This is a genomic window from Psychrobacter sp. 1U1, from assembly GCF_051847535.1.
GTDB lineage: Bacteria > Pseudomonadota > Gammaproteobacteria > Pseudomonadales > Moraxellaceae > Psychrobacter > Psychrobacter saeujeotis.
In genome coordinates, this window is sequence record NZ_JBPYDD010000005.1 from 235,682 (window position 1) to 257,200 (window position 21,519).

Genomic DNA, 21,519 nt, shown 5'->3' on the forward strand with positions numbered 1-21,519 from the left:
AGGCAGTTACTTATAAAAATATAGAGAGTCTTATGGCCCTTAATTTTCATGCTGATACGCCACTTGCCCAGCGTATGCGTCCCGCCTCCCTTAATGCAATCATCGGTCAAGCACACTTGTTGGCAAAAGGCGCACCGCTACGGCGTTTGGTCGAGCAAAATCATCTGCCTTCGATTATATTGCATGGAGAGGCAGGTATAGGTAAGACGACGATTGCCATGCTACTAGCGGATACGGTTGGGCGTCCTTTTCACGCTCTCTCAGCGCTTAATACTGGCGTCAAGCAATTACGTGAAGTATTAGACAGTAAGGACTCCTTGAGTTTTGAGTCGCCAGTGGTGTTTATTGATGAGATTCATCGTTTTAATAAAGCTCAGCAAGATGCGTTGTTAGGCGCTGTCGAGTCTGGTGATATCACCTTAATTGGCGCAACGACAGAGAATCCATCATTTAGCGTCAATAATGCCCTACTTTCACGTTGCCAAGTATATCGCTTAGAACCACTTGATACAGAGCAAATCGCGACCGTACTAACGCGTGCTATCAAAGAAGATACGGTATTAAAAAACCTAGCTATTGATTTGCAAGCCCAGGATTTTATTAGCCAATTAGCGCATGGCGATGCACGTAAAGCATTGAACTTGTTGGAGCTTGCGGTACAAACTGCTGACCCACAGCAGTCGCCTATTATTGTTAATGATAAGCTGGTCAGCCGTGTGGCGCAAACGGCGTTAGTGCGCTACGACAAAGATGGCGAGCAGCATTATGATATTGTCTCAGCGATGATAAAATCCGTACGCGGCTCGGACCCTGATGCTGCGTTATACTGGATGGCGCGGATGCTAGTTGGCGGCGAGCCTGCTGACTTTATTGCCCGGCGTTTGGTCATTTTGGCCAGTGAGGATATTGGCAATGCCAATCCTAATGCGTTATTACTTGCTGATGCTGCGCTGCGTAGTGTGCAATCTATCGGCATGCCAGAAGCGCGCATTATCCTAGGACAGGTCGTGGTCTATCTGGCGACCAGTGCCAAAAGCAATAGTACCTACAATGCGATTAATGCGGCGATGGCGCTGGCAGAAAAAGACGCCTCTCCTGTACCGCTCCATCTACGTAATGGGGTGAGCAAACTTATGCGCGAACAAGGTTATGGTAAAGGTTATACTTATCCGCATAACTACTCCAATCATTACTATCCGCAGACTTACTTGCCTGATAATTTGGTGGGCACACGTTTTTATGAGTATGCAGACAACCAGCGTGAACAACACAGTAAGCAGTTTATGGATTGGCTTAAAAGCCAAGCACCAATGAGTAAGTAACGATAGTCACAGTTTTTGGCCTATCTGCTACAATAGGCAGATAAATCTTATCCCTCCACATATCTATAAATATTGAAGCATTGAGACATCTTATGAGTTTAAATACGATTCCTGAAATTATTGAAGACATCCGTGCTGGAAAAATGGTCATCTTGATGGATGATGAAGACCGCGAAAACGAAGGTGATATTATCATGGCGGCCACGCATGTCCGTCCTGAAGATGTTAACTTTATGATTACTCATGCCCGCGGCTTGGTATGCCTAACCTTGTCACAAGCGCGTTGTCAACAGCTTGCATTACCGCTTATGTCAGATCGTAACGAAGCAAAATTTAGTACCAACTTTACCGTTTCTATCGAAGCGGCGGAAGGCGTTACTACTGGTATTTCTGCAGCGGATCGTGCGCGTACTATTCAAGCAGCAGTGTCATCAGCGGCAAAGCCAGAAGACATCGTCCAGCCTGGACATATTTTCCCAATCATGGCACAAAATGGCGGCGTATTACACCGCGCTGGCCACACCGAAGCTGGCTGTGATTTGGCTCGCCTCGCAGGACTTGAACCTGCCGCCGTTATTGTAGAGGTTATCAACGCTGATGGTACGATGGCACGCCGTGATGATCTTGAGGTATTTGCCAAAGAACATGATATAAAAATCGGCACCATCGCTGATCTTATCAACTATCGCATCGCTAATGAGCAGACGGTAGAAGAAATTGAATCGCATCCATTTGAGACCGAATATGGCACGTTCACTCTACATCGTTTTCGTGAATTTGGTGCTGATGAGACCCATCTGGCCTTAGTAAAAGGCGATGTTAGCGAAGGCGTCAGTACGGTACGTGTACATGGCTTTCACCCGCTACGTGATTTATTTGCCGCTAAAAATGACACCACAGGACGTGGCGGCTGGAGCGTCCAATCCGCTTTAGAAGAAATCAGTGCTTCAGAGCGTGGGGTGTTGGTTTGGATTGGTAGTCATCAACCCGTCGACTTAGGAGATGCACTAGACAAAGCATCTGAAAATCAATCGCTCTCAACCATCGCTCAGCAGCCTTATCGCAGTATCGGTGTTGGTGCACAGATTTTACGCCATTTAGGTGTACGCGATATGCACCTCTTATCATCGCCGATGAAGTTCTATGCGTTATCAGGGTTTGAATTGAATGTCATCGACTTTATTCAAGCTCCCACGCAAGAGCTAAATAAAGATGGTTAGTAATAGAGCTACTTTTGTAATAGCCTTTCACTGAGACTAGGATAAGCTTTTACAAACATCATCCTAAACAGGCACCCTAATAAAGTTTATTAGGGTGCTTTTTTTCTGGTTATCTTATCAACTTATAAGTTAAAAAAAGCAAAGATTATAATTGAGGGGTGTGACCAACCTTTTTTTCGAGCGCTAATAAACGCGTGCGCTCCTCTTCCGTCCATGGCAGTTTGGTCTTGCCATCACTGTCCAATCGGACTATCACTGCTTCAGCAGTCGCGACTATGGTTTGCTGCGCACCGCTATAATAGCTATATTCTATTACGATACTGGTTGTGCCCAAACGTTGACAACGTACCCCTAATAATAAAGTATCCGGATAAAAAACTGGACGTAAATACTGACAGCTTGACTGAGCGAGTACAGTGACCATATTGCCATCAAACATCCCTAAAGTCTGCAAATAAGCAATGCGCGCTGACTCAGCATAACGATAAAACACCACGTTATTTAAATGATTGAAAGCATCCATCTCCCCCCAATGTATTGGCTGAGTATGTATGACTGGATAATGGGCCAGATCGACAGGATAGCTATCGTTTGGTATATCTGCTGTTAGGCGTGTAGAGTGATTAACGAGATCCATAATTTGCCTTAATTTTCGTTTACTATTTTTCGTTTACGGGATAGAAGTGCATCAAAGTATCAGTTTTTAAGAGTATCAGTGTTTAAGAGCACTAGTGTTTAAGAACATTAGTGTCTAAAAGTAATAACGCTTAACAAGCTTGAACACTCTGACAGGCTGCTACTCAAAGCTTACTTACGCTCAGACTTGTCCAACATTTGACTAGTTAATAATGTCTGTAGCTTTGGCACGTCAGCGATGAGCCTATCAAGCCATATAATGGCTTCTGTAATGTCATCTGGCGACTGCTTCGTCGTTGGGGTCTGTTGATGTTCAATCGTTGACTTGTTATCTATCGATGAAGATGATGGTGACTTACTAAGAGCAGCTTTTTGTCTACGAGACGTATCTTTAACTAAAGTCTGTAACTGTGCCCGTGCTTGGTTTAAATAACCAGTCAGCTGGTTTTGCTCACGCATATTACCGGCTTGAATGGCCAAATTTAAAGTCATAATGACTTCATAACCAGTTAACTGTTGACCAGTAAGTGCTGCGCTGTTGTTCTGATTACTGTTACGCGCATAACTGCGCAAAAATTCCTGAATAGTTTGAATGGCGAGATTCTGTAGCTGCCAAGGATTAGGCTGCGAGCTTTGTGCTTGTAGACGCTCGATATCTTTGGACAAACTTTGTTTGATAACCATAGTTAGTGCTGGTGATATCTCATTATTATCTTGCGATAACTGCCACAGTAGACCCTGTAACAAATCAATTGAGCCTTTATAATTGTTATCTGCTATTAATTTATCGACCGCCTTGATTTGAATACGTAATAGATCAAGTTGATTTTGTGCTTGGCTGTTTGTTGTTGTACTCGGCTCTGGTAAAGTTTGCTGACTGATGGCAAACAGACGGTCATCTATCTCATTTAAACGACTGACCATATGCTCGTTACTTTGTAGACGTTCATTGATTTGATTTTGAAAACGCTGCTGAGCAATATATAGCCAAACCAAAGCGATAACCAATAATAGAATAAACAACCATTGCAACCGTAATAGCAACATACTTGCCTGCCGCCGCTGTTGATTTACCGACAAGTCATTTGCTGTAGACTTTTTAAACTTGGTTGACATAAAGCGGTACCGTTATCAATAGTTTTTATGGCATTTATAGTTTTAAGAACATTTCAAAACAAAGGAATAAGACAAGTTTACGGTTTTATTTTTATCAACCGGCCCTGCTTAATAGCAGCCAAAATAGTCGTAGGGGATAAGTCTTCTACTTGCCAGTAGTGCAACTGTTTTTCTGCCACTATATTGGCTAGGCGCGCGCCCAAAACCACATAGTTAAAATCTGTCAGGGTCGGTAATATGTTACTTTTCGAGGCCATAGCTGAATTCGACTGCGCTTGCTCAACAATATCTGTCCAATGCTCAAACGCTGTGCCACTACTGATGACGACAATAGGCTTGGGTGCTTGTGACTGTGAAAATCGCGGCGATTGACTGATATTTTGCTTGATGAACTGCTCAGCCCATTGTTGATAATTTGCCTGTGCATCAGTAGGCTGAATACGCTCGTACCATGCAATACTGTCAATATGTACACCGCGCGCCTTTAATGTATCGACCAGTAACCGTCGCCCTCCCAAACCGCGCCAGATCAATAGTTTATTGCCAGCTTGCAAACGCTTAATCTCAGGCATGGCCAACATACCTTCATTATTGGCGACCATCGGCTGTAAAACTTGATAACTAAATGGCAATTTGGAATCTTGTAACACAGACGCTGTCGCCTCTCCTACTGCAATCAGATGACTTGGTGGCTGACTAGGGTAAAGTGTCCTTGATTCTGACAATAGATCATCAGTAGACCTTTCTGTGGTCTTTTTAAGGGCTTGCCAGACTGCTAGTCCTGACGCTGCTGCAGTAGGACTGACGATAACGAGTGCGTCATAACTACCTGACAGCCAGTCTTGCATCAATCCAATATCTGCCTCACTTACTATTCGCGGCTTTAGTGTGAGCATTGGCATATCGACAACACTAAATCCTGCCTCTTTTAAATGCGTTGACAATGGTGCTGCACGTTCTAGCGGGCGGGTATTAATGATGACTGTTGGTGATGAATCGTGAGTTGATTCGGACAAAAATGCGTGTGACATAGGCCTACCACTGCTTAAAGTATCATGTAGTTAGCTACAGCCAACATAGATATTAAAAAGTAGATATTAAAAAATGACTGTTAAGATCTTTACAGCTATGCGCTACATACATCAACGGTATATAGCACAGCTTACTGTTATTTATAGCAATAACAGTATTTACCAGTATGTATTTATGACTCAGGATGATAAATCGCTGACAAGATAGCGCCTGCACCATCAGCGAGTAATTTTTTGGCAACATCGATACCTAACTGATTGGCCTGTGCTTCTTTTTCCGCTTGTGAGCCCGTCAATACGATGCATTTTTCAGCTTTCAGTAATTCACTACCATCTGCTTGTCCAACACGGCCGCGCAACCACAAATGGCTACCGTTATCATTGTTGTCATAAACCGTAGTAGCTTCTGTAGCCTCATCCGTTTGCAATACAGCATAAGCGGCAATTGGAACTTGGCAACCCCCTTCCAAATGACGATTTAGAGCACGCTCAGCGATGAGACGAATACGCGCCTTGTCGTCGTTTAGGGGAGCAAGTAGCTCTAATACGTTTGTATCATCTTGACGACATTCAATCGCTAATGCCCCTTGACCGACAGCTGGTAGACAAGTATCAATAGCCAATTCACCGCGAATGCGCTCATCAAGCTCGATGCGTTGTAGGCCACTGGTAGCCAAGATAATGGCATCATAATCGCCTGCATCAAGCTTACCTAACCGCGTGCCGACGTTACCGCGCAACGTTTTGATTTGTAAATCTGGACGATAGGCTTTGATCTGACATTGACGACGCAAACTTGCAGTACCGACAATCGCGCCTTGTGGTAGCTCCTCAATACTATCATAAGTATTGGAAACAAAGGCATCGGTTGGGGCTTCACGTTTGCAATAAACGCCCAAGGTAAGTCCTTCAGGTAACTGCATAGGAACATCTTTTAATGAATGTACCGCAATATCTGCCTGCCCATCGTATAGGGCTTGTTCTAACTCTTTGACAAATAAGCCTTTACCGCCTATTTTTGCCAGTGGTGTATCTAAAATCTTGTCACCTTTAGTGACGATTTTTAGTAGATTAATAGTCAACTCTGGATAAAGCTTCAGCAATCGATCGCGTATATGCTCTGCTTGCCAGAGGGCAAGAGGGCTTTGGCGGGTAGCAATATTCAAGGTAGGTAAATCAGATAGCGGTGTGGTACTCATGATAAGCCTCAAAATTGTTAGTACTAGATTGTTGATACTAGGTCTGATGCGTCAGTAGGTCTGATGCTTGCAAGCCTTTAATAGGTAAGTATTTTTATCTGACGCAAAAAAAATACCCCTATTTAAGCATAAATAAGGGCATGAAGATATGACTGAGATATTTTGGTTGTTACTAACTATTTAGGACGTGCTCATTATAACGTAATGGGCCTTTAGCAATCGATAATGCATACATCCTAATCGTTTTATGATTAGCGCCAGCGATCACATACTTTGGATTTTTTCTCGTAGCGCTGGCAGATGTCGGCGGCTAACTGAGAGTGTCTCATCCAGCCCTTTGAAGCGTACTTGATATTGACCCGAATCTATTGTTTCTAAATAATCCAAAAATCCTAGATTAATGATCGCATTACGATGGACTCGAAAAAGTCGGCTTTCAAACTCTTGTTCAAGCTCTTTTAGCGTCTCATCGATGAGTACAGTTCCCTCTTTATGACGGACTTTGACATATTTTTGATCTGCCGTAAAATAATAGATATCTTTAAGCTTAATCAACTCAACGCCGCGATGCGTACGCGCTGCGATATGCTCGCGTACAGGACGAGCAGTGGGATCTTCAAGCTTACGAATCTCATTTAGCTGGGCGGCATTTAAGTTTTTTGCTTGACTCAAGGCTTCTATTAATTCGTCTTTATTGGCCGGCTTTAATAAATAGCCAATAGCATTTGCTTTAAATGCGGCGATGGCATAATGATCATAGGCAGTAACGAAAATGATAGCTGGCGGATGTTCAAGCTCATTTAACGCTTGTGCACAGCGTACTCCATCCATTTCTGGCATACGTATATCGAGCAATATTATATCAGGCTGCTGTACTTTCACTGCCGTTATGGCCTCAGCGCCTGTAGTTGCTTGGGCAACAACTTCATATCCTGTTTCTTGCACAATCCTAACCAAGCGCTCACGAGCAAGTGGTTCGTCATCACAAACTACAATCCGCATGTAGACTCCTCTCTTACAGCATAATAATTATACTATTAACTACTTTTAAGATTATATTTGTACAAACTCGTAGTAGCTCAGCATATAAAACGATTATTTAATGACTCTACAATTAATTAGTTAGAGACTGAGAACTGACCTTTATCATACTCTACTCAGGCGATAAAATTTGCATGATTTTTAGAGAGCGTTTGTCATTTATATGTTATTCGCACAGGCAAGGTGACGTAGTGCTTACGCAGCCTTGAACCTAAAATTCTTCGTTATCAGATAATTGACGAGTCAAAATATCTTTTACTGATTTATTTTTCAAAGTCAGGTCATATAAGATAAAGAGCAATAAATATGCCATGTTTATACTAACGGTAGTAGTATTTAAATAAAAGGTAGAAAGGTGGTCGATTTATATCATGTAATAGAGACTGGTTCAGATATCTTTTTGCTTGGTCAGGCGCCCACTAAATACTCACATCATATAAAGGGTAGTTAATAACAGTCACTATTTGCTCGTTGGTGACATCACTTTGTATGTCAGCACTTTGATCAAAATAAGCACGAAGACGCTCAGCTTGAATATAAAAATTTACATGTCGACGTAGGTCGTGGACAATCATCAAGGTTTTACTGGGCAATTGGACAGTAACGGTAATAGTAACTCGGTGCTGGTGCCACTCTATTGTGATATCAATAAAGATCGTTTCAGTCGTCATTTCAACGACATTGAGCAGCATTTTTTCAAGCACACTTTGCAAAGTTAACGCCGTAATTACCATATCATACATGACGTCGTCGTCAGGAAGGTTCCAATTGACGACCAGCTTATCGCCCAAACGACTCGATTCGATGGCTAAATAGTGCTCGCAAAGTGCCACTTCTTCTTCAAAGCTAATCTCACGCGCACCGTCAAAAGTGGCACGAAATAGAGCTGATACATGTTGCAGAAGATCAGCGGCCTTTGGAGGGTTGGATTCAATAAGAGATACTAGACTGTTGACGGTATTGAAAAAAAAGTGCGGGGCAATACGGGCTTTTATTAAATCGTTTTGAGCAGTCAGTTTATGCTCAAATGACTGTTTTAGGGCAATCAGCTCACGATAACGTCTGATAAAGTACAACATAAACACCAAAGTGAAGCCAACCGTGATTACGATATTGAATAATACATCTAAAACAAACGCTTTGCGCTCATAAACTAACCAGCCTGTATTAATCTTGACCAGCATAACTAGAGTTGCAGACACAGCAGATGTAATCGCAAACAAGAGCAGTATTTTCATACTGACATTGATAGGATTGTCGCGTTTAAAGATGGGTCGTAGGTAATCTATAAGATATAAAGATGGGATAATACTCAAAGTATATTGAACAATTCTACTTAGGAATTTAACGAAAAACTGAGGCCAAGTGGCTAGATCATGACGGTCAATCGACGTCACAAATAACGCCCAAAAAAAGATGTAGAGCATCCATTGCCAAGGCTTCATCATCTCTATGAGCTTGGGCATAAAAAACTCTAAGCGCTCAGCTAGTAAGGCAACCTCATCCTTTGCTATACTTGAGCTCTTATTTTCCTGACTTGTCTTAGACCAATATGAACGCCAATTCTTCAAATTTTAGTAATCCCAAGCAAGATAATAATTCACGTGCCTCTGCTGATTCTAACACAGATGCCTCTTATCAGGACAACCATATGCCAAGTAGCCAACCTGAAAACAGCGCACCAGGACAACAAATGTGGGGTGGGCGCTTTAGTGAAGCGACTGATAGCTTCGTTGCAGCATTCACAGCGTCAGTCGGTTTTGATCAGCGCTTTGCACGTCATGATATCGAAGGCTCGATTGCTCATGCAACCATGCTCAAAAAATGTGACATTTTGACAGCTGATGAAGTTGCAACCATCATTGAAGGTCTACAGCAGGTCTTACGCGAAATTGAAGCAGGAACGTTTAACTGGTCAATCACGCTCGAAGACGTACACATGAATGTTGAATCACGCTTGACGAATATCGTTGGAGCGGTCGGCAAAAAACTACATACAGGACGTAGCCGTAATGACCAGGTTGCAACCGATATACGCTTATGGCTACGCGAAGAGACTGACAATATTATCGCGCTGTTAGTACGTTTGCAAAGTGGCCTACTTAGCCTAGCTGAACAACATACTGATACGATCATGCCAGGCTTTACTCATTTGCAAACTGCACAGCCAGTAAGCTTCGGTCATCATGTGCTGGCGTGGTTTGAGATGCTCTACCGCGATACGGAACGTCTTGTCGATACGCGCCGCCGTATCAACCAGATGCCACTTGGTAGTGCTGCTCTTGCTGGTACCACCTTCCCAATTGATCGTACTATTACCGCTGAGCTGCTAGGTTTTGAAGGTATTTGTCAAAACTCATTAGATGCAGTGTCAGACCGTGATTTTGCGATTGAGTTTACCGCAAACGCTTCTATTTTAATGATGCATCTGTCACGTATGAGCGAAGAGATTATCTTATGGATGTCAGCGCAGTTTAACTTTGTGCAGATACCGGATCGTTTCTGTACTGGTTCATCTATTATGCCGCAAAAGAAAAATCCTGATGTACCAGAATTGGTACGCGGTAAAACAGCACGTGTTTATGGACAATTGATGACGCTACTTAGTCTGATGAAGAACCAGCCACTTGCCTATAATAAAGACAATCAAGAGGACAAAGAGCCACTATTTGACTGTGTCGATACCTTGACCGGCTCGCTCCTTGCCTTTGCCGATATGCTACCGAACATTACCCCGAATAAAGAAAATATGCGCGCTGCCACTATGAAAGGCTATGCCACTGCAACTGACCTAGCAGACTATCTGGTGCGCCGCGGTGTAGCATTCCGTGATGCGCACGAAGTCGTTGGCAATGCCGTTGCACTAGGTATTAAAGAAGGCGTTGATTTAAGTGATTTGTCGCTGACGCAGTTACAGCAGTTTAGTGATGCAATAGGTGATGATGTCTTTGATTTCTTAACCTTAGAAGGTTCATTGGCAGCTCGTGACCATTTAGGCGGCACTGCACCCAATCAAGTTAAGCAAGCGGTCATTAATGGTCGTGCGCGCTTAAAAGCGTTTGCTTAAACGCCTAATCTAAAAACCGCTTTAACTTTGTATATTTAACACTCACTTCTAATACGCATAAGTTAGGGCGAGTGTTTTTAGTTGTCATACCATTGCCAACATTTATATTAAGCGGGTTGACTGTTACCTTCTATACACTTGATACCCTTGGCTAAACGGTCTAAGACCGCTATCATAGATAGATATTAATATTCGACTTAATAAATAAATAACTTACTGAATAAGGAGCGCCCTGTGACTGAGAGTTTTAATCCGCAAGCCAATACCGTTTTTTGCCGTAAATATCAGCAAGAACTGCCAAAAATGCCGCATCCGCCTTTTCCTAATAAAAAAGGTCAAGAGCTACAAGAAACGGTCTCTGACAAAGCATGGCAAGAGTGGCTTGAGCAGCAGACGATGCTGATTAATGAGAACCACCTAAGTATGATAGACCCACAAGCTAAAAAGTTTTTAACTGAGCAACGTGAGAAATTTTTAGACAATGAAGATTATGAGCGTGCACAAGGCTGGACACCAGAGACTTAAAACTCAAACCAATAAAACTAATATCGGCAAGCTTGGTAAATAGCTATAATTTTCTATAAAACTTTGCTAATATAAAGTTGATTTACAACACTGACAGACTCGGGGTGCGGTGTATGAAAGGCTAACTGCCTTTGTACATTCGCTGAGAGATCACCCGCCGAACCTGATGCGGTTAGTACCGACGCAGGGAAGTCTTAAGCTTTAGTTATACCTAAAGGGCGCGCAGAAATGCCTTTTTATTACTGTCATTGTTCTTACTTGTTCAATTTTAGTATGACGGTCAATATTAAGTTGCGTTCACTGATTTTTAAAACTATCTTTATCTAGGTTTAGTAGTAGATAGTTTTTATAAGATCAACATTATAGGAATAAGTAATGCTATCCCCGCAGCTACTGGCGGTGTTGCTTTTGTTCAAAAACCAACACGCTAGGACAGCATATGACAACCTCAACCGTACCCCCCAAAACCCAGCAAAACGCCTCTAATAAAAAAGCCGACGCGTTAAAAACGCCTGCGCATCGCAACCAAAAAGATGTTCGTTTTGAAGAAGACGCGCGCGATCTACACCGTATCCTCCCTGCCTCCAAAAAAGTCTACATCGAAGGCTCAAGACCCGATATCCAAGTGCCCATGCGCGAGATTACGCTTGACCCCACCCCTATTCAGGGTGTTGATGAGTCTGACTGGGAGCAAAACCCGCCCTTTTATGTCTATGATACCTCAGGCGTCTATACCGACCCCGATGCCCAAATTGACCTAACCCGAGGCTTGCCAAAACTGCGCGAGGGCTGGATAGACGAACGAGGTGATACCGAACAATTAAGCGGTCTATCTAGCTCATACGGCCAAGCGCGCGCACGCGATATCACCACGGCAAATTTGCGTTTCGCCCATATCGATAAGCCGCGCCGTGCTAAAAATATTGATGGCAAATCAGGTAATGTCACCCAGATGCATTACGCGCGTCGCGGTATCATCACCCCTGAGATGGAGTATATCGCCATTCGCGAGACGCAAAAGCAGCATGAACTGACCGATATGCGCCAACATGATGGTGAAAGCTTCGGTGCCAATACGCCAAAAATTATCACACCTGAGTTTGTGCGTAGTGAGGTCGCGGCAGGTCGTGCGATTATTCCTAACAACATCAATCACCCTGAATCTGAGCCGATGATTATCGGACGTAACTTTTTGGTCAAGATTAACGCCAATATCGGTAATTCAGCGCTTGGATCCTCTATTGATGAAGAAGTCTCAAAAATGACATGGGCAACGCGCTGGGGTGCAGACACCATAATGGATTTGTCGACTGGTAACCATATTCATGAGACCCGTGAGTGGCTGATTCGTAACTCGCCTGTACCCATCGGTACGGTGCCGATTTATCAAGCACTAGAAAAAGTAGACGGTGTGGCAGAAGACCTAACATGGGAGATATTCCGCGATACGCTCATTGAGCAAGCCGAACAAGGTGTTGATTACTTTACCATCCACGCAGGCGTGCTGCTGCGTTATGTGCCACTGACTGCCAATCGTTTGACAGGTATCGTCTCACGCGGGGGCTCTATCATGGCGCAGTGGTGTCTTGCCCATCATAAGGAGAGCTTTTTATACACCCATTTTGAAGATATTTGCGAGATTATGAAGCAGTATGATGTTGCCTTTAGCTTAGGCGATGGTCTGCGTCCCGGCTGTCTGCAAGATGCTAATGATGCGGCGCAGTTCGGTGAATTGCGGACCCTTGGTGAGCTAACGCAAGTGGCATGGCAGCACGATGTACAAGTAATGATTGAAGGTCCTGGACATGTAGCGATGAACCGTATTAAAGAAAATATGGACTTGCAGCTTGAGCTATGTGCCGATGCGCCTTTTTATACGTTAGGACCGTTAACGACTGATATTGCTCCCGGTTATGACCATATCACTAGTGCCATTGGTGCTGCGATGATTGGCTGGTTTGGTACCGCCATGCTTTGTTATGTCACGCCCAAAGAACATCTCGGTCTGCCCAATAAAAAAGACGTTAAAGACGGTATCATCACTTATAAAATTGCTGCTCACGCTGCTGATCTGGCCAAAGGGCATCCAGGTGCACAAGCACGTGATAATGCCTTGTCCAAAGCGCGTTTTGAGTTCCGCTGGGATGATCAATTTAATCTAGCGCTTGACCCTGATACCGCCCGTGAATATCATGATGAAACGCTGCCTAAAGACGCGCACAAATCCGCCCACTTTTGCTCGATGTGTGGACCGAAGTTTTGCTCAATGAAAATCACTCAAAACGTGCGCGAGTATGCTAAGGGTTTGGATGCTAAAGAAAATCTAGGCGCAGACGCTATGAGCGCGGCTGAGATTGAGCAAGGCATGGCGGAAATGACTGAAAAATATCATAGTGAGGGTCGCCAGCTGTATAAAGAAATATGATAGTCAGAATTAACTTTTGTCCCATAAAAAAGCGCTACTAATCAGTAGCGCTTTTTTTGATCGCGAGTATCTTAGTAAGAGTCTTGGTTACACTTTCGACGCTTTATAAATCTCGTCAATAGAGGCATTAATGGTATCGGCAAACTCTTTATCGCTTTGCTGCTTACTCAGTCCTTCAGTAAAGGCACGTGAAAAACTGGCAATCATACCTGGATTTTTCTTAAGCTTTTCACAAGCGTCGCTACGGCTATAACCACCAGACAAGGCAACGACTCTTAACACTTTTGGATGATCGATTAGCTCTTGATAAAAACCTTCTACCTCTGGCAATGTCAGTTTGAGCATCACTTGGTGATCATCGTTTAAACGCTCAAGATTACGCAAGATATCAGCTTTCAATAGTAACTCGCAATCATGCTTATTAGCACTATCGATATTTACTTCTGGCTCAACAATTGGCATAAAGCCTTTAGAAATAATTTGCTTTGCAACATCAAACTGCTGCTGGACAACCAGTTCAATACCATCAGCACTTGGCTCATAAATAACTGAACGCATTTTGGTACCAAAGACTGGATAGTTTTGGGCTTTATCTAATAACGCCTCCAAATTAGGAATCGGACGCATCACTTGTACACCGCTCATTTGTTCTGCCAAGCCTTTATCGACCTTTAAAAACGGTACGATATTTTTGTCTTCCCATAGATAGTTAGCTGTTGGCTTACCGTTAACTTCACGATCCATTGTATCTTCGAATAAAATTGCCCCAAGTACCCGCTCATTATCAAAGCAGTCACAGGTCATGATTCGAGCACGCATTTCATGCACAAGGTCAAACATAGCCTCGTCGTTGTCATACGCATCACCAGTGACGCCATAGTTTTCAAGAGCCTTAGGAGTACTACCACCGCTTTGATCAAGCGCCGCGATGAATCCTGAACCTTCTTTTATTCGTTGAAGTTGCTTTTGATATTCCATTAATTATATATCCTCTAAACGTTGATAAGGGTCAAATTTTACTGTAGTAAATGATGCGTTATACGATAAGTTGAGTATGATTTAACTATAGTCTACCTTAGCATAGGACATAAGATGTGCCTATATTCGATACGTTAAGAATCAACGTATTTTAAGAACAGTTGTTGGACTTATATATGACGACATTATTTTTTATTATATATATTGAAATAAGAATATACAAACTTAACCTACTGTTTACCTACAAAATTCTGTCATCGTAAAAATTATTAGCTGGTTTTTTATTTTTGGTTGTATAATTTAATATACAAATGTAATTTCTTTAAGCTAAGAATAGGATGGCGACGCAGCTTACTGCTAATAACAAACCTAGCATATTGATACGATTGAGTGACTCTTTGAACACGCCTACCCCAATGATAGTCGCCACTGCAATGACTCCAACATTCATACCAGTAAATACGATGCTTGGTGATTCAGACAACATTTGATGCGCACGTACGTAAGCATAAATATTACCCATATTAAGCGCGCCCAGTAAAAGTCCTGCGCTAAGTGCGTTCCCTTGCCAGCGCACGCGAGTAACGAGCAAATACATAAATAACAATATCCCTGCCAGACCAAAACTGATAAATAAAGTCAGCGGGAATGCGGCTCCTTGTTTAGCAACTTGCTTGAATAAAATATCAATAACGCCATAGCCTGCCCACACGCCAAATAGCCATAACGGTGTTCGTAGTGTAGAAGGATTATTAGACCGCTTACCCGTTTTATTGTTGCTACTTACATGAGAGTTGCCGGTTTGTTTTGGGCGATAAATCAGTGCGCCAAGTGCTAAAAACCCTAAAGCCAGCCCGAATATACGAGTGCCAGTCAACACCTCCCCAAATAATAGAAACGCGGCAACAATAGGAATAATCAATGATAAGCGCTGAGCCGCATCGGTTGCCACTATTCCGACGGCTTCAATGGCACGTCCAAGAATCACGAATACGGCAGGCAGTAGCACTCCAAGCGCAACAACGATGCCCCATGCACTGCCAAGTTTACTAATACCACTCACTTCTGGCTTCAATAATAGCCAAGTAAGCAAAAAAGCAACTGGATAACCGGCGACGATCGTCTGACGTATATCTATATTTTTTTGTCGTAATACTTTGAGTAGCACCGAAACAGCGACACTACAAAGCACCGCAATCGTTAAATACATCATTGACTTCTACCTTGTTAAGTCGCAATTTTGCGTATTTTTCATTCGTATACTAGTACTAAAAATTTGGCACAGTTATCTTTACATACTTCAGTCTTCGATAAATGAAGTTACTGAATAACGCGAAACAATAAAAGGTAACAAAATACCTTTTGTACAGCAATTTATTTATAGTAGTTTTTAACACCTGATATTAAATACGACCTGCCGCGTTCAAATTACAATTAGCATGCAGGGGTGATTGCGAAGTTTTGCTAAAATAGCGCACAATCCTAACAACACAAGTAATTGTCCAAGATAGTGTCTAATACCACTTATCTTGGCGTATCGTCATTGCCTATGAATGCTCTATTCCGTTTTTTTGAAAATCGTCTTTCTGCCTTTCCTGATACGCCTATGCCGCTGCCATCACCGACTGATGGACTGTTAAAGTTTTTGTGGGCATGCACTAAAGGTCTACGTGGGTGGCTGCTGCTCTTTATGATTCTGTCTGCTGGTATCGGTGTTTATGAGGCTATGCTGTTTGCATGGATTGGTAACATAGTCGATTGGCTTGGTGTTTATACCCCGCAAAACCTATGGGCAGAAAAAGGCGATCTATTACTCCTTATGCTTGCAGTGATGATATTAAGTCCGTTATGGATTGCCTTGTCATCTTTTATACATTTTCAGACTCTGCAAGGTGTATTTCCCATGCAAATGCGCTGGCGTTTTCATCAGCGCATGCTAGGTCAGTCTATGCAGTTTTATCAGGATGAATTCTCTGGCCGAGTTTCAGCAAAAGTGATGCAAACGGCACTGGCAGTACGCGATACTGTCATGACTGTTACTGACATGTTTACCTACGTGACAGTATACTTTATTACTTCTGGTATTATCTTATTCAATCTTGACAGCTTATTACTAACCCCTTTTATCATCTGGTTTGTCTTAGTGGGCCTCACCATTTGGTTTTTCATTCCACGGTTAAAACGCACTGCTATTGTGCAAGCGGATGCTCGCGCTTTGATGGTTGGGCGTATTACTGATGCCTATGCCAATATTATGACGGTCAAGCTGTTTAGTCACTCGCGCCGTGAGTTGGGTTATGCCAAAAATGCGATGGGGCAGTTTTTGGGAACGGTACATGCTCAAATGCGCTGGGTCAGCTATCTTGAAGTATCAACGCATCTAATTAGCGTGATCTTAGTAAGCAGTACTGCTGGGATAGGATTATATTTATGGCAGCAAGGCGCAGTAGGTGTGGGCGCTATTGCCGCAGCGACTGCTATGGCGCTACGCCTTAATGGTCTCACTCGCTGGATTATGTGGCAGACGGCTACCTTGTTTGAGAGTATTGGTACTGTACAAGATGGCATGCGGACTTTATCAGCGCCTCAAACCATCATTGATGTACCGAATGCTTCTACTCTACAGGTTACTGATGGACAGATTGTATTTGACAACGTTGACTTTAGTTATGAAGATGAGAATGCTGTAAATACAGTGGTTGGTGAATCTGATGCTACCAGCCCTACTCTGACATCTGCGCCAATCAAACTACTTGATAGCTTTTATTTAGATATCAAACCCGGTGAGAAGATTGGTTTGGTGGGACGCTCAGGTGCTGGTAAGTCAACCTTGGTTAATTTACTCTTACGCTTTTTTGATGTCGATAGCGGTAAAATCTACATCGATGGTCAAGCGATTGACGAGGTCACGCAAGAGTCATTGCGTCAGCAGATTGGCATGGTCACTCAGGATACCTCACTCCTGCATCGTACTGTTCGTGAAAACATCGCTTACGGTCGCCCTGATGCCACTGATGAAGAGATTATTTTTGCGACCAAGCAAGCCCAAGCTTGGGACTTTATCAAAGACTTATATGATGACAAAGGCAACACCGGTCTTGATACCCAGGTCGGTGAGCGCGGTGTCAAACTCTCTGGTGGTCAGCGTCAGCGTATTGCCATTTCTCGTGTCATGTTAAAAAATGCTCCTATTCTGCTTTTAGATGAGGCAACCAGTGCGCTTGATTCTGAGATTGAATTTGCCATTACCGAAAGCTTAAATGACATTATGACTGGTAAAACCGTTATTGCGATCGCGCATCGTTTATCAACGATTGCCGCCCTAGATAGATTGGTCGTTATGGATAAGGGGCAGATTATCGAACAAGGTAGCCATGATGAATTATTGGCATTAAAAGGTGTTTATGCTGGTTTGTGGCAGCGTCAAAGCGGTGGTTTTTTGGGTGAAGACAATTGATCTTCATTCAAAAACAATAAAGGAGGAAGCCTTAACATGGAAGCATTTACAAATAGTATCGATATCAGCGGCAAACAAGCACGTTATTATGACCTGCATCAACTTAATAGATCGATAAATACTACGACCCAAAAACGTCCACCTGCCCATTTTTATGGTGGCAACAGCTTTACGGTTGGTACCTACTCTCCGCTACTGAATGATCTTGCAGATAACTTTGATCTCACCTCTCTGGCGCTGCGTGGCTATTGGTATGATAAGCCCAAAGCTCAATGCCTAACTCGTGAGCAAGATGCCGATATGCTTATCGAGTTTTTAGATAAGACTCAAGATAAGCCCATTATTGGTATTGGGCACTCACAAGGAGCGACTGCAACGGCGATGGCAGCCGCTGAGCGTCCTGATCTATTCTCGCAGTTGTATCTTATTGAGCCGGTCACCTTTACCAAAAAACAAACAGCGTTATATAACCTATTGCCACGTGCTTTTATGCTCAGCCGTGAACCGTTTAAAAGCACCTTGACCAAGCAAACCCAATGGTCAAGTATCAATGACTACTACGAGCATCTGCGCAAACAACGTGCCTACAGACGTATCAATGATGAGCATTTACTAGTGTTCGCTGAGCAAAGCCTCGTTGCCAATACTGACGGCAGCTACTCTTTAATCTTCGATCCAGAACAAGAACTTGCCAACTATTTTGGTACGCCGCATATTGATAGTGCCCTTAAAAAACTGCGTTGTCCTTATACACTGGTCACAGGCAAGCCGACTCTATTTATCAATCATAAAGTCCGTAAGCAATGGCAGAAATTTGTACCTGATGACAGCTTGATATCGCTGTCTGATTATGGGCATTTGTTACCGATGGAAGCGCCTGAACTATGTGCGCAGATCATAAATGAGCATTATAAAGGCGAAAGATAAACCAAACGATGACTGATCTTTTTGCGCCCATGCCTACTGATAACCTATTGCCTTATGATGGCAAAGTAAACGATTTAGGGGTTATTATTGATAATCCCAATAACCTCTACGACATTCTCTTAGCTGAGCTTCCTTGGCATTCGGACGTCGTGACTTTGTTTGGTAAAACTCATGTCACTGCGCGTCAGATTGTTTGGATGGGTAATAACAATACCAGCTATCACTATTCAGGACATACGCGCCAAAGTGTACCATGGTCAAATTCCGTGTTTCATGTGAAACACTGCATCGAAAAACAGCTGGCAAAGACAGGAATTGAAGCTGATTTCAATTCCTGCTTGCTTAACTATTACCCATCAGGTGCTGAGGGTATGGGCTATCATGCAGACGATGAAAAAGAGCTGGGTGTGCAGCCAGTTATCGCGTCTTTATCACTGGGTGCCACGCGCAAATTTGTCTTAAAGCATAAAAAAACTCACGATAAAGTCGAGCTTTATCTTGAGTCAGGCCAGCTTATCGTAATGCATGGTGATACCCAAACGTTCTGGAAACACAGTATCACCAAAACAACTAAGGCAAATGAAGGTCGTATTAGTTTGACCTTTCGACGTATGCTGACCGCTTGATGGTTCTAAACTCTATATCTCTTTACGGTTTAAAAAACGTTCGCGATAGCACTGATAAGCAGCTTCACATACGTTTGATGTGTAGCTGGCGTTAACCCCACCTGCTACCATAGCCCCTACTGCTGGAATGACTTGCGCAGCCTTGGTCTTGACCATATTAGTCGCCACCTTAGTTGCCGTTTGCCGCAAGACTCGTGAAGCTACTTTTTCGTTAACTTTATTAAAGGCCAGAACTTCTGGGTCTTTTACCGTGCTAAAAGTATCATCAAGCGCCGCTTTGCGCTCCTCAGCAGAAGCAGAGGTGGCTACCGCCAATAATGACATAGCAAATAACTGCTCATTTTTGTCACTCATGTCAAAACCGTAGTAAGTCGCATATTCACCAATAGCACGCAGATTAGCGATGATAAGACCTATTATATCTGCAGGAATACCTGCCCAACCTGTTATGCCTGTTGCTACTCCCTGAGCACTAGTTAGCGCCACATATTTACTTTTAAAAAGTTTAACCCGCTTATCAACGATGGCAATAGGTAGGTTTTCAATGTCTTTGAGCTTTTTGACCGCTGAGCCATCGATATCTGCTTCATTCTGATAAGCTTCAATAGTATCTTGCACATCTAATGTCCAATTTGCAGTATCACTTAACGTGATTATCATCTTTTCAGTAGCTTTTTTTAGGGTTTCACCGAATTGCGGTGCCGCCATAAGCGTCTCCCCAGCTTTATCGATAGGCATACTTAAGGTAGCAAAGGCTTTATCTAGTAAGCTTTTATCAGGATTCCTCCAAGCTTCTATTTCTTGACGAACTTGATCTTCGTAGGCTTTATTATCGGTAGTACTGGTATTAGTAGCACTACCTTGACTCGCTTTTTCATCAGCGATTGTTTTATTATCAGTAGTAGCTGTTTCGTTAGTACTTGTCTCTTCGTCATCAGAAACTTTTAAGACAATTTTACCAAAGGTATCGCCTTTTTGTAGCTCACTGTGCGCGGCAACGACTTCAGATAGCGGATAAGTCTGCTGAATTTGTAACTTCAACTTTCCATCTCCTACTTTCTGTAAGACCTGACCCATAACCTCTCCACTACGCTGAGCCTTAAAACCTGCCACATTTAGGTTGTCCTGGCTACCCGCCTCTTTAAGTTTATCGACCCAAATAGTAGGTAATACATTGACGCGTCCGCCAGATTTAAGCACATCAAGCGCGCGTACGCCAGCATCATCACCGACTAAGTCCAGTAGCACATCGGCTTGCAAATTAGGGAATGCATCTTCTTTAGTATAGTCAATCCAGCCTGCAAGCTTGCTCTTATCTACGAGAGTATCAAGCTTGCTATATTTTTCTGGTGAGCAGATAACAGTGACTTTAATGTCATCTTGATTGACCTTTTCCATCAATAACTGAATAAGTAGATGACCAACACCGCCTGCTGGGGCATTGATGACGACATGCTCGCCTTTTTTGATATCAGCAAACTTAACAAATTGTAGCGCTGTTTGTCCGATACAAGGCAGTGCTCCTGCTTGCTCTAGCGTTACTGATTCTGGGACTTTGGCAAGCAGATTAGCATCAACTGCAACGTACTCAGCATAACAGCCACCATCAAAGGTCAATGCCGCCACTTGTTCACCGACTATGAATCGATCGTTATTACTTTTGGCCACAACGCCAGCCACATCAAAACCTAAAATAGCAGGTTTGTCGTGATTAAATTTATCGTTACGGATATTTTCCGCACCCCAACCTTTGCCTTGACGAGTTTTATAGTCGACAGGATTAATACCTGCATACGCTACTTTGACCAACACTTGGTCATCTTTCAAGTCAGGAATAGCGACACCATCTTGGTAGTGCATGACCTCAGGCTCGCCAAACTCACGAATAAGGGCGGCATGTTGAGTGGTTGGTAACGAATCATTAGAAACGGTAGACATAATTATATATC

17 protein-coding genes and 1 riboswitch are annotated in these 21,519 nt (G+C 43.1%); of the genes, 8 read left to right on the forward strand and 9 right to left on the reverse strand.

Translation table 11 applies throughout. The features are described from left to right. Window positions 1-32 precede the first annotated feature (32 nt). Window positions 33-1,322 carry a replication-associated recombination protein A gene (locus ACS8FB_RS09555; protein WP_439262454.1) on the forward strand — a complete coding sequence of 430 codons (1,290 nt, stop codon included), beginning with the start codon at window positions 33-35 and terminating at the stop codon, window positions 1,320-1,322. Window positions 1,323-1,414: 92 nt separating this feature from the next. Continuing rightward, window positions 1,415-2,542, forward strand: a complete 1,128-nt coding sequence (gene ribBA, locus ACS8FB_RS09560) for a bifunctional 3,4-dihydroxy-2-butanone-4-phosphate synthase/GTP cyclohydrolase II (protein WP_439262456.1) — start codon at window positions 1,415-1,417, stop codon at window positions 2,540-2,542. Between the two features lie 145 nt (window positions 2,543-2,687). Here ribBA and ACS8FB_RS09565 read toward each other — a convergent pair whose 3' ends face one another. The 6 genes from ACS8FB_RS09565 to ACS8FB_RS09590 all read right to left on the reverse strand — a co-directional run bounded on the left by ACS8FB_RS09565 (window position 2,688) and on the right by ACS8FB_RS09590 (window position 9,031). Next, window positions 2,688-3,179 (reverse strand): acyl-CoA thioesterase, encoded by a 492-nt coding sequence (locus ACS8FB_RS09565; RefSeq protein WP_439262458.1) that lies wholly within the window; start codon window positions 3,177-3,179, stop codon window positions 2,688-2,690. Between the two features lie 170 nt (window positions 3,180-3,349). Next, on the reverse strand, window positions 3,350-4,294 hold the full coding sequence (locus tag ACS8FB_RS09570; protein WP_439262460.1) for a hypothetical protein: 945 nt from the start codon (window positions 4,292-4,294) through the stop codon (window positions 3,350-3,352). Window positions 4,295-4,371: 77 nt separating this feature from the next. Continuing rightward, entirely contained in the window at window positions 4,372-5,325 is a 954-nt protein-coding gene (locus ACS8FB_RS09575; RefSeq protein ID WP_439262462.1) for a uroporphyrinogen-III synthase, read from the reverse strand. Between the two features lie 173 nt (window positions 5,326-5,498). Continuing rightward, a complete protein-coding gene (gene hemC / locus ACS8FB_RS09580; protein WP_439262464.1) occupies window positions 5,499-6,524 on the reverse strand; it encodes a hydroxymethylbilane synthase in 1,026 nt (341 codons plus the stop codon). Window positions 6,525-6,788: 264 nt separating this feature from the next. After that, window positions 6,789-7,526 (reverse strand): LytR/AlgR family response regulator transcription factor, encoded by a 738-nt coding sequence (locus tag ACS8FB_RS09585; RefSeq protein ID WP_299218690.1) that lies wholly within the window; start codon window positions 7,524-7,526, stop codon window positions 6,789-6,791. A 458-nt stretch (window positions 7,527-7,984) separates the two neighbouring features. Further along, window positions 7,985-9,031, reverse strand: a complete 1,047-nt coding sequence (locus ACS8FB_RS09590; protein ID WP_439262467.1) for a sensor histidine kinase — start codon at window positions 9,029-9,031, stop codon at window positions 7,985-7,987. Window positions 9,032-9,258: 227 nt separating this feature from the next. Here ACS8FB_RS09590 and argH point away from each other — a divergent pair, with 227 nt between their 5' ends. The 3 genes from argH to thiC all read left to right on the forward strand — a co-directional run bounded on the left by argH (window position 9,259) and on the right by thiC (window position 13,582). Beyond that, window positions 9,259-10,632 carry an argininosuccinate lyase gene (gene argH, locus ACS8FB_RS09595; RefSeq protein WP_439262619.1) on the forward strand — a complete coding sequence of 458 codons (1,374 nt, stop codon included), beginning with the start codon at window positions 9,259-9,261 and terminating at the stop codon, window positions 10,630-10,632. Window positions 10,633-10,866: 234 nt separating this feature from the next. Further along, a complete protein-coding gene (locus ACS8FB_RS09600; protein WP_439262469.1) occupies window positions 10,867-11,157 on the forward strand; it encodes an oxidative damage protection protein in 291 nt (96 codons plus the stop codon). Window positions 11,158-11,247: 90 nt separating this feature from the next. After that, window positions 11,248-11,364: riboswitch (TPP riboswitch) on the forward strand. A gap of 232 nt (window positions 11,365-11,596) precedes the next feature. Then, window positions 11,597-13,582 carry a phosphomethylpyrimidine synthase ThiC gene (gene thiC, locus ACS8FB_RS09605; RefSeq protein ID WP_439262470.1) on the forward strand — a complete coding sequence of 662 codons (1,986 nt, stop codon included), beginning with the start codon at window positions 11,597-11,599 and terminating at the stop codon, window positions 13,580-13,582. A gap of 87 nt (window positions 13,583-13,669) precedes the next feature. Here thiC and ACS8FB_RS09610 read toward each other — a convergent pair whose 3' ends face one another. Further along, on the reverse strand, window positions 13,670-14,560 hold the full coding sequence (locus tag ACS8FB_RS09610) for a fructose bisphosphate aldolase (protein ID WP_439262471.1): 891 nt from the start codon (window positions 14,558-14,560) through the stop codon (window positions 13,670-13,672). A 322-nt stretch (window positions 14,561-14,882) separates the two neighbouring features. Next, entirely contained in the window at window positions 14,883-15,773 is an 891-nt protein-coding gene (locus ACS8FB_RS09615) for an EamA/RhaT family transporter (RefSeq protein ID WP_439262473.1), read from the reverse strand. A 336-nt stretch (window positions 15,774-16,109) separates the two neighbouring features. On the opposite strand from ACS8FB_RS09615, the gene ACS8FB_RS09620 reads away from it, so the two are divergent. Genes ACS8FB_RS09620 through ACS8FB_RS09630 form a run of 3 tightly spaced genes read left to right on the forward strand, consistent with a single transcriptional unit; the run spans window position 16,110 to window position 19,570 of the window. Further along, the gene (locus ACS8FB_RS09620; RefSeq protein ID WP_439262621.1) at window positions 16,110-18,017 is read left to right on the forward strand and encodes an ABC transporter ATP-binding protein; all 1,908 of its coding nucleotides are present in this window, start codon (window positions 16,110-16,112) and stop codon (window positions 18,015-18,017) included. A gap of 36 nt (window positions 18,018-18,053) precedes the next feature. Then, a complete protein-coding gene (locus tag ACS8FB_RS09625) occupies window positions 18,054-18,944 on the forward strand; it encodes an alpha/beta fold hydrolase (RefSeq protein ID WP_439262475.1) in 891 nt (296 codons plus the stop codon). An 8-nt stretch (window positions 18,945-18,952) separates the two neighbouring features. Next, window positions 18,953-19,570, forward strand: a complete 618-nt coding sequence (locus ACS8FB_RS09630; RefSeq protein ID WP_439262477.1) for an alpha-ketoglutarate-dependent dioxygenase AlkB family protein — start codon at window positions 18,953-18,955, stop codon at window positions 19,568-19,570. A gap of 12 nt (window positions 19,571-19,582) precedes the next feature. Here ACS8FB_RS09630 and ACS8FB_RS09635 read toward each other — a convergent pair whose 3' ends face one another. Continuing rightward, a complete protein-coding gene (locus tag ACS8FB_RS09635) occupies window positions 19,583-21,508 on the reverse strand; it encodes an EcsC family protein (RefSeq protein WP_439262479.1) in 1,926 nt (641 codons plus the stop codon). Between the last annotated feature and the right edge of the window lie 11 nt (window positions 21,509-21,519).

Coding starts and splice junctions, on each gene's coding strand:
- ACS8FB_RS09555 (WP_439262454.1), top strand. CDS start 33: ATGGCCCTTAATTTTCATGCTGATACGCCACTTGCCCAGCGTATGCGT.
- ribBA (WP_439262456.1), top strand. CDS start 1,415: ATGAGTTTAAATACGATTCCTGAAATTATTGAAGACATCCGTGCTGGA.
- ACS8FB_RS09565 (WP_439262458.1), bottom strand. CDS start 3,179: ATGGATCTCGTTAATCACTCTACACGCCTAACAGCAGATATACCAAAC.
- ACS8FB_RS09570 (WP_439262460.1), bottom strand. CDS start 4,294: ATGTCAACCAAGTTTAAAAAGTCTACAGCAAATGACTTGTCGGTAAAT.
- ACS8FB_RS09575 (WP_439262462.1), bottom strand. CDS start 5,325: ATGTCACACGCATTTTTGTCCGAATCAACTCACGATTCATCACCAACA.
- hemC (WP_439262464.1), bottom strand. CDS start 6,524: ATGAGTACCACACCGCTATCTGATTTACCTACCTTGAATATTGCTACC.
- ACS8FB_RS09585 (WP_299218690.1), bottom strand. CDS start 7,526: ATGCGGATTGTAGTTTGTGATGACGAACCACTTGCTCGTGAGCGCTTG.
- ACS8FB_RS09590 (WP_439262467.1), bottom strand. CDS start 9,031: ATGCCCAAGCTCATAGAGATGATGAAGCCTTGGCAATGGATGCTCTAC.
- argH (WP_439262619.1), top strand. CDS start 9,259: ATGTGGGGTGGGCGCTTTAGTGAAGCGACTGATAGCTTCGTTGCAGCA.
- thiC (WP_439262470.1), top strand. CDS start 11,597: ATGACAACCTCAACCGTACCCCCCAAAACCCAGCAAAACGCCTCTAAT.
- ACS8FB_RS09610 (WP_439262471.1), bottom strand. CDS start 14,560: ATGGAATATCAAAAGCAACTTCAACGAATAAAAGAAGGTTCAGGATTC.
- ACS8FB_RS09615 (WP_439262473.1), bottom strand. CDS start 15,773: ATGATGTATTTAACGATTGCGGTGCTTTGTAGTGTCGCTGTTTCGGTG.
- ACS8FB_RS09620 (WP_439262621.1), top strand. CDS start 16,110: ATGAATGCTCTATTCCGTTTTTTTGAAAATCGTCTTTCTGCCTTTCCT.
- ACS8FB_RS09625 (WP_439262475.1), top strand. CDS start 18,054: ATGGAAGCATTTACAAATAGTATCGATATCAGCGGCAAACAAGCACGT.
- ACS8FB_RS09630 (WP_439262477.1), top strand. CDS start 18,953: ATGACTGATCTTTTTGCGCCCATGCCTACTGATAACCTATTGCCTTAT.
- ACS8FB_RS09635 (WP_439262479.1), bottom strand. CDS start 21,508: ATGTCTACCGTTTCTAATGATTCGTTACCAACCACTCAACATGCCGCC.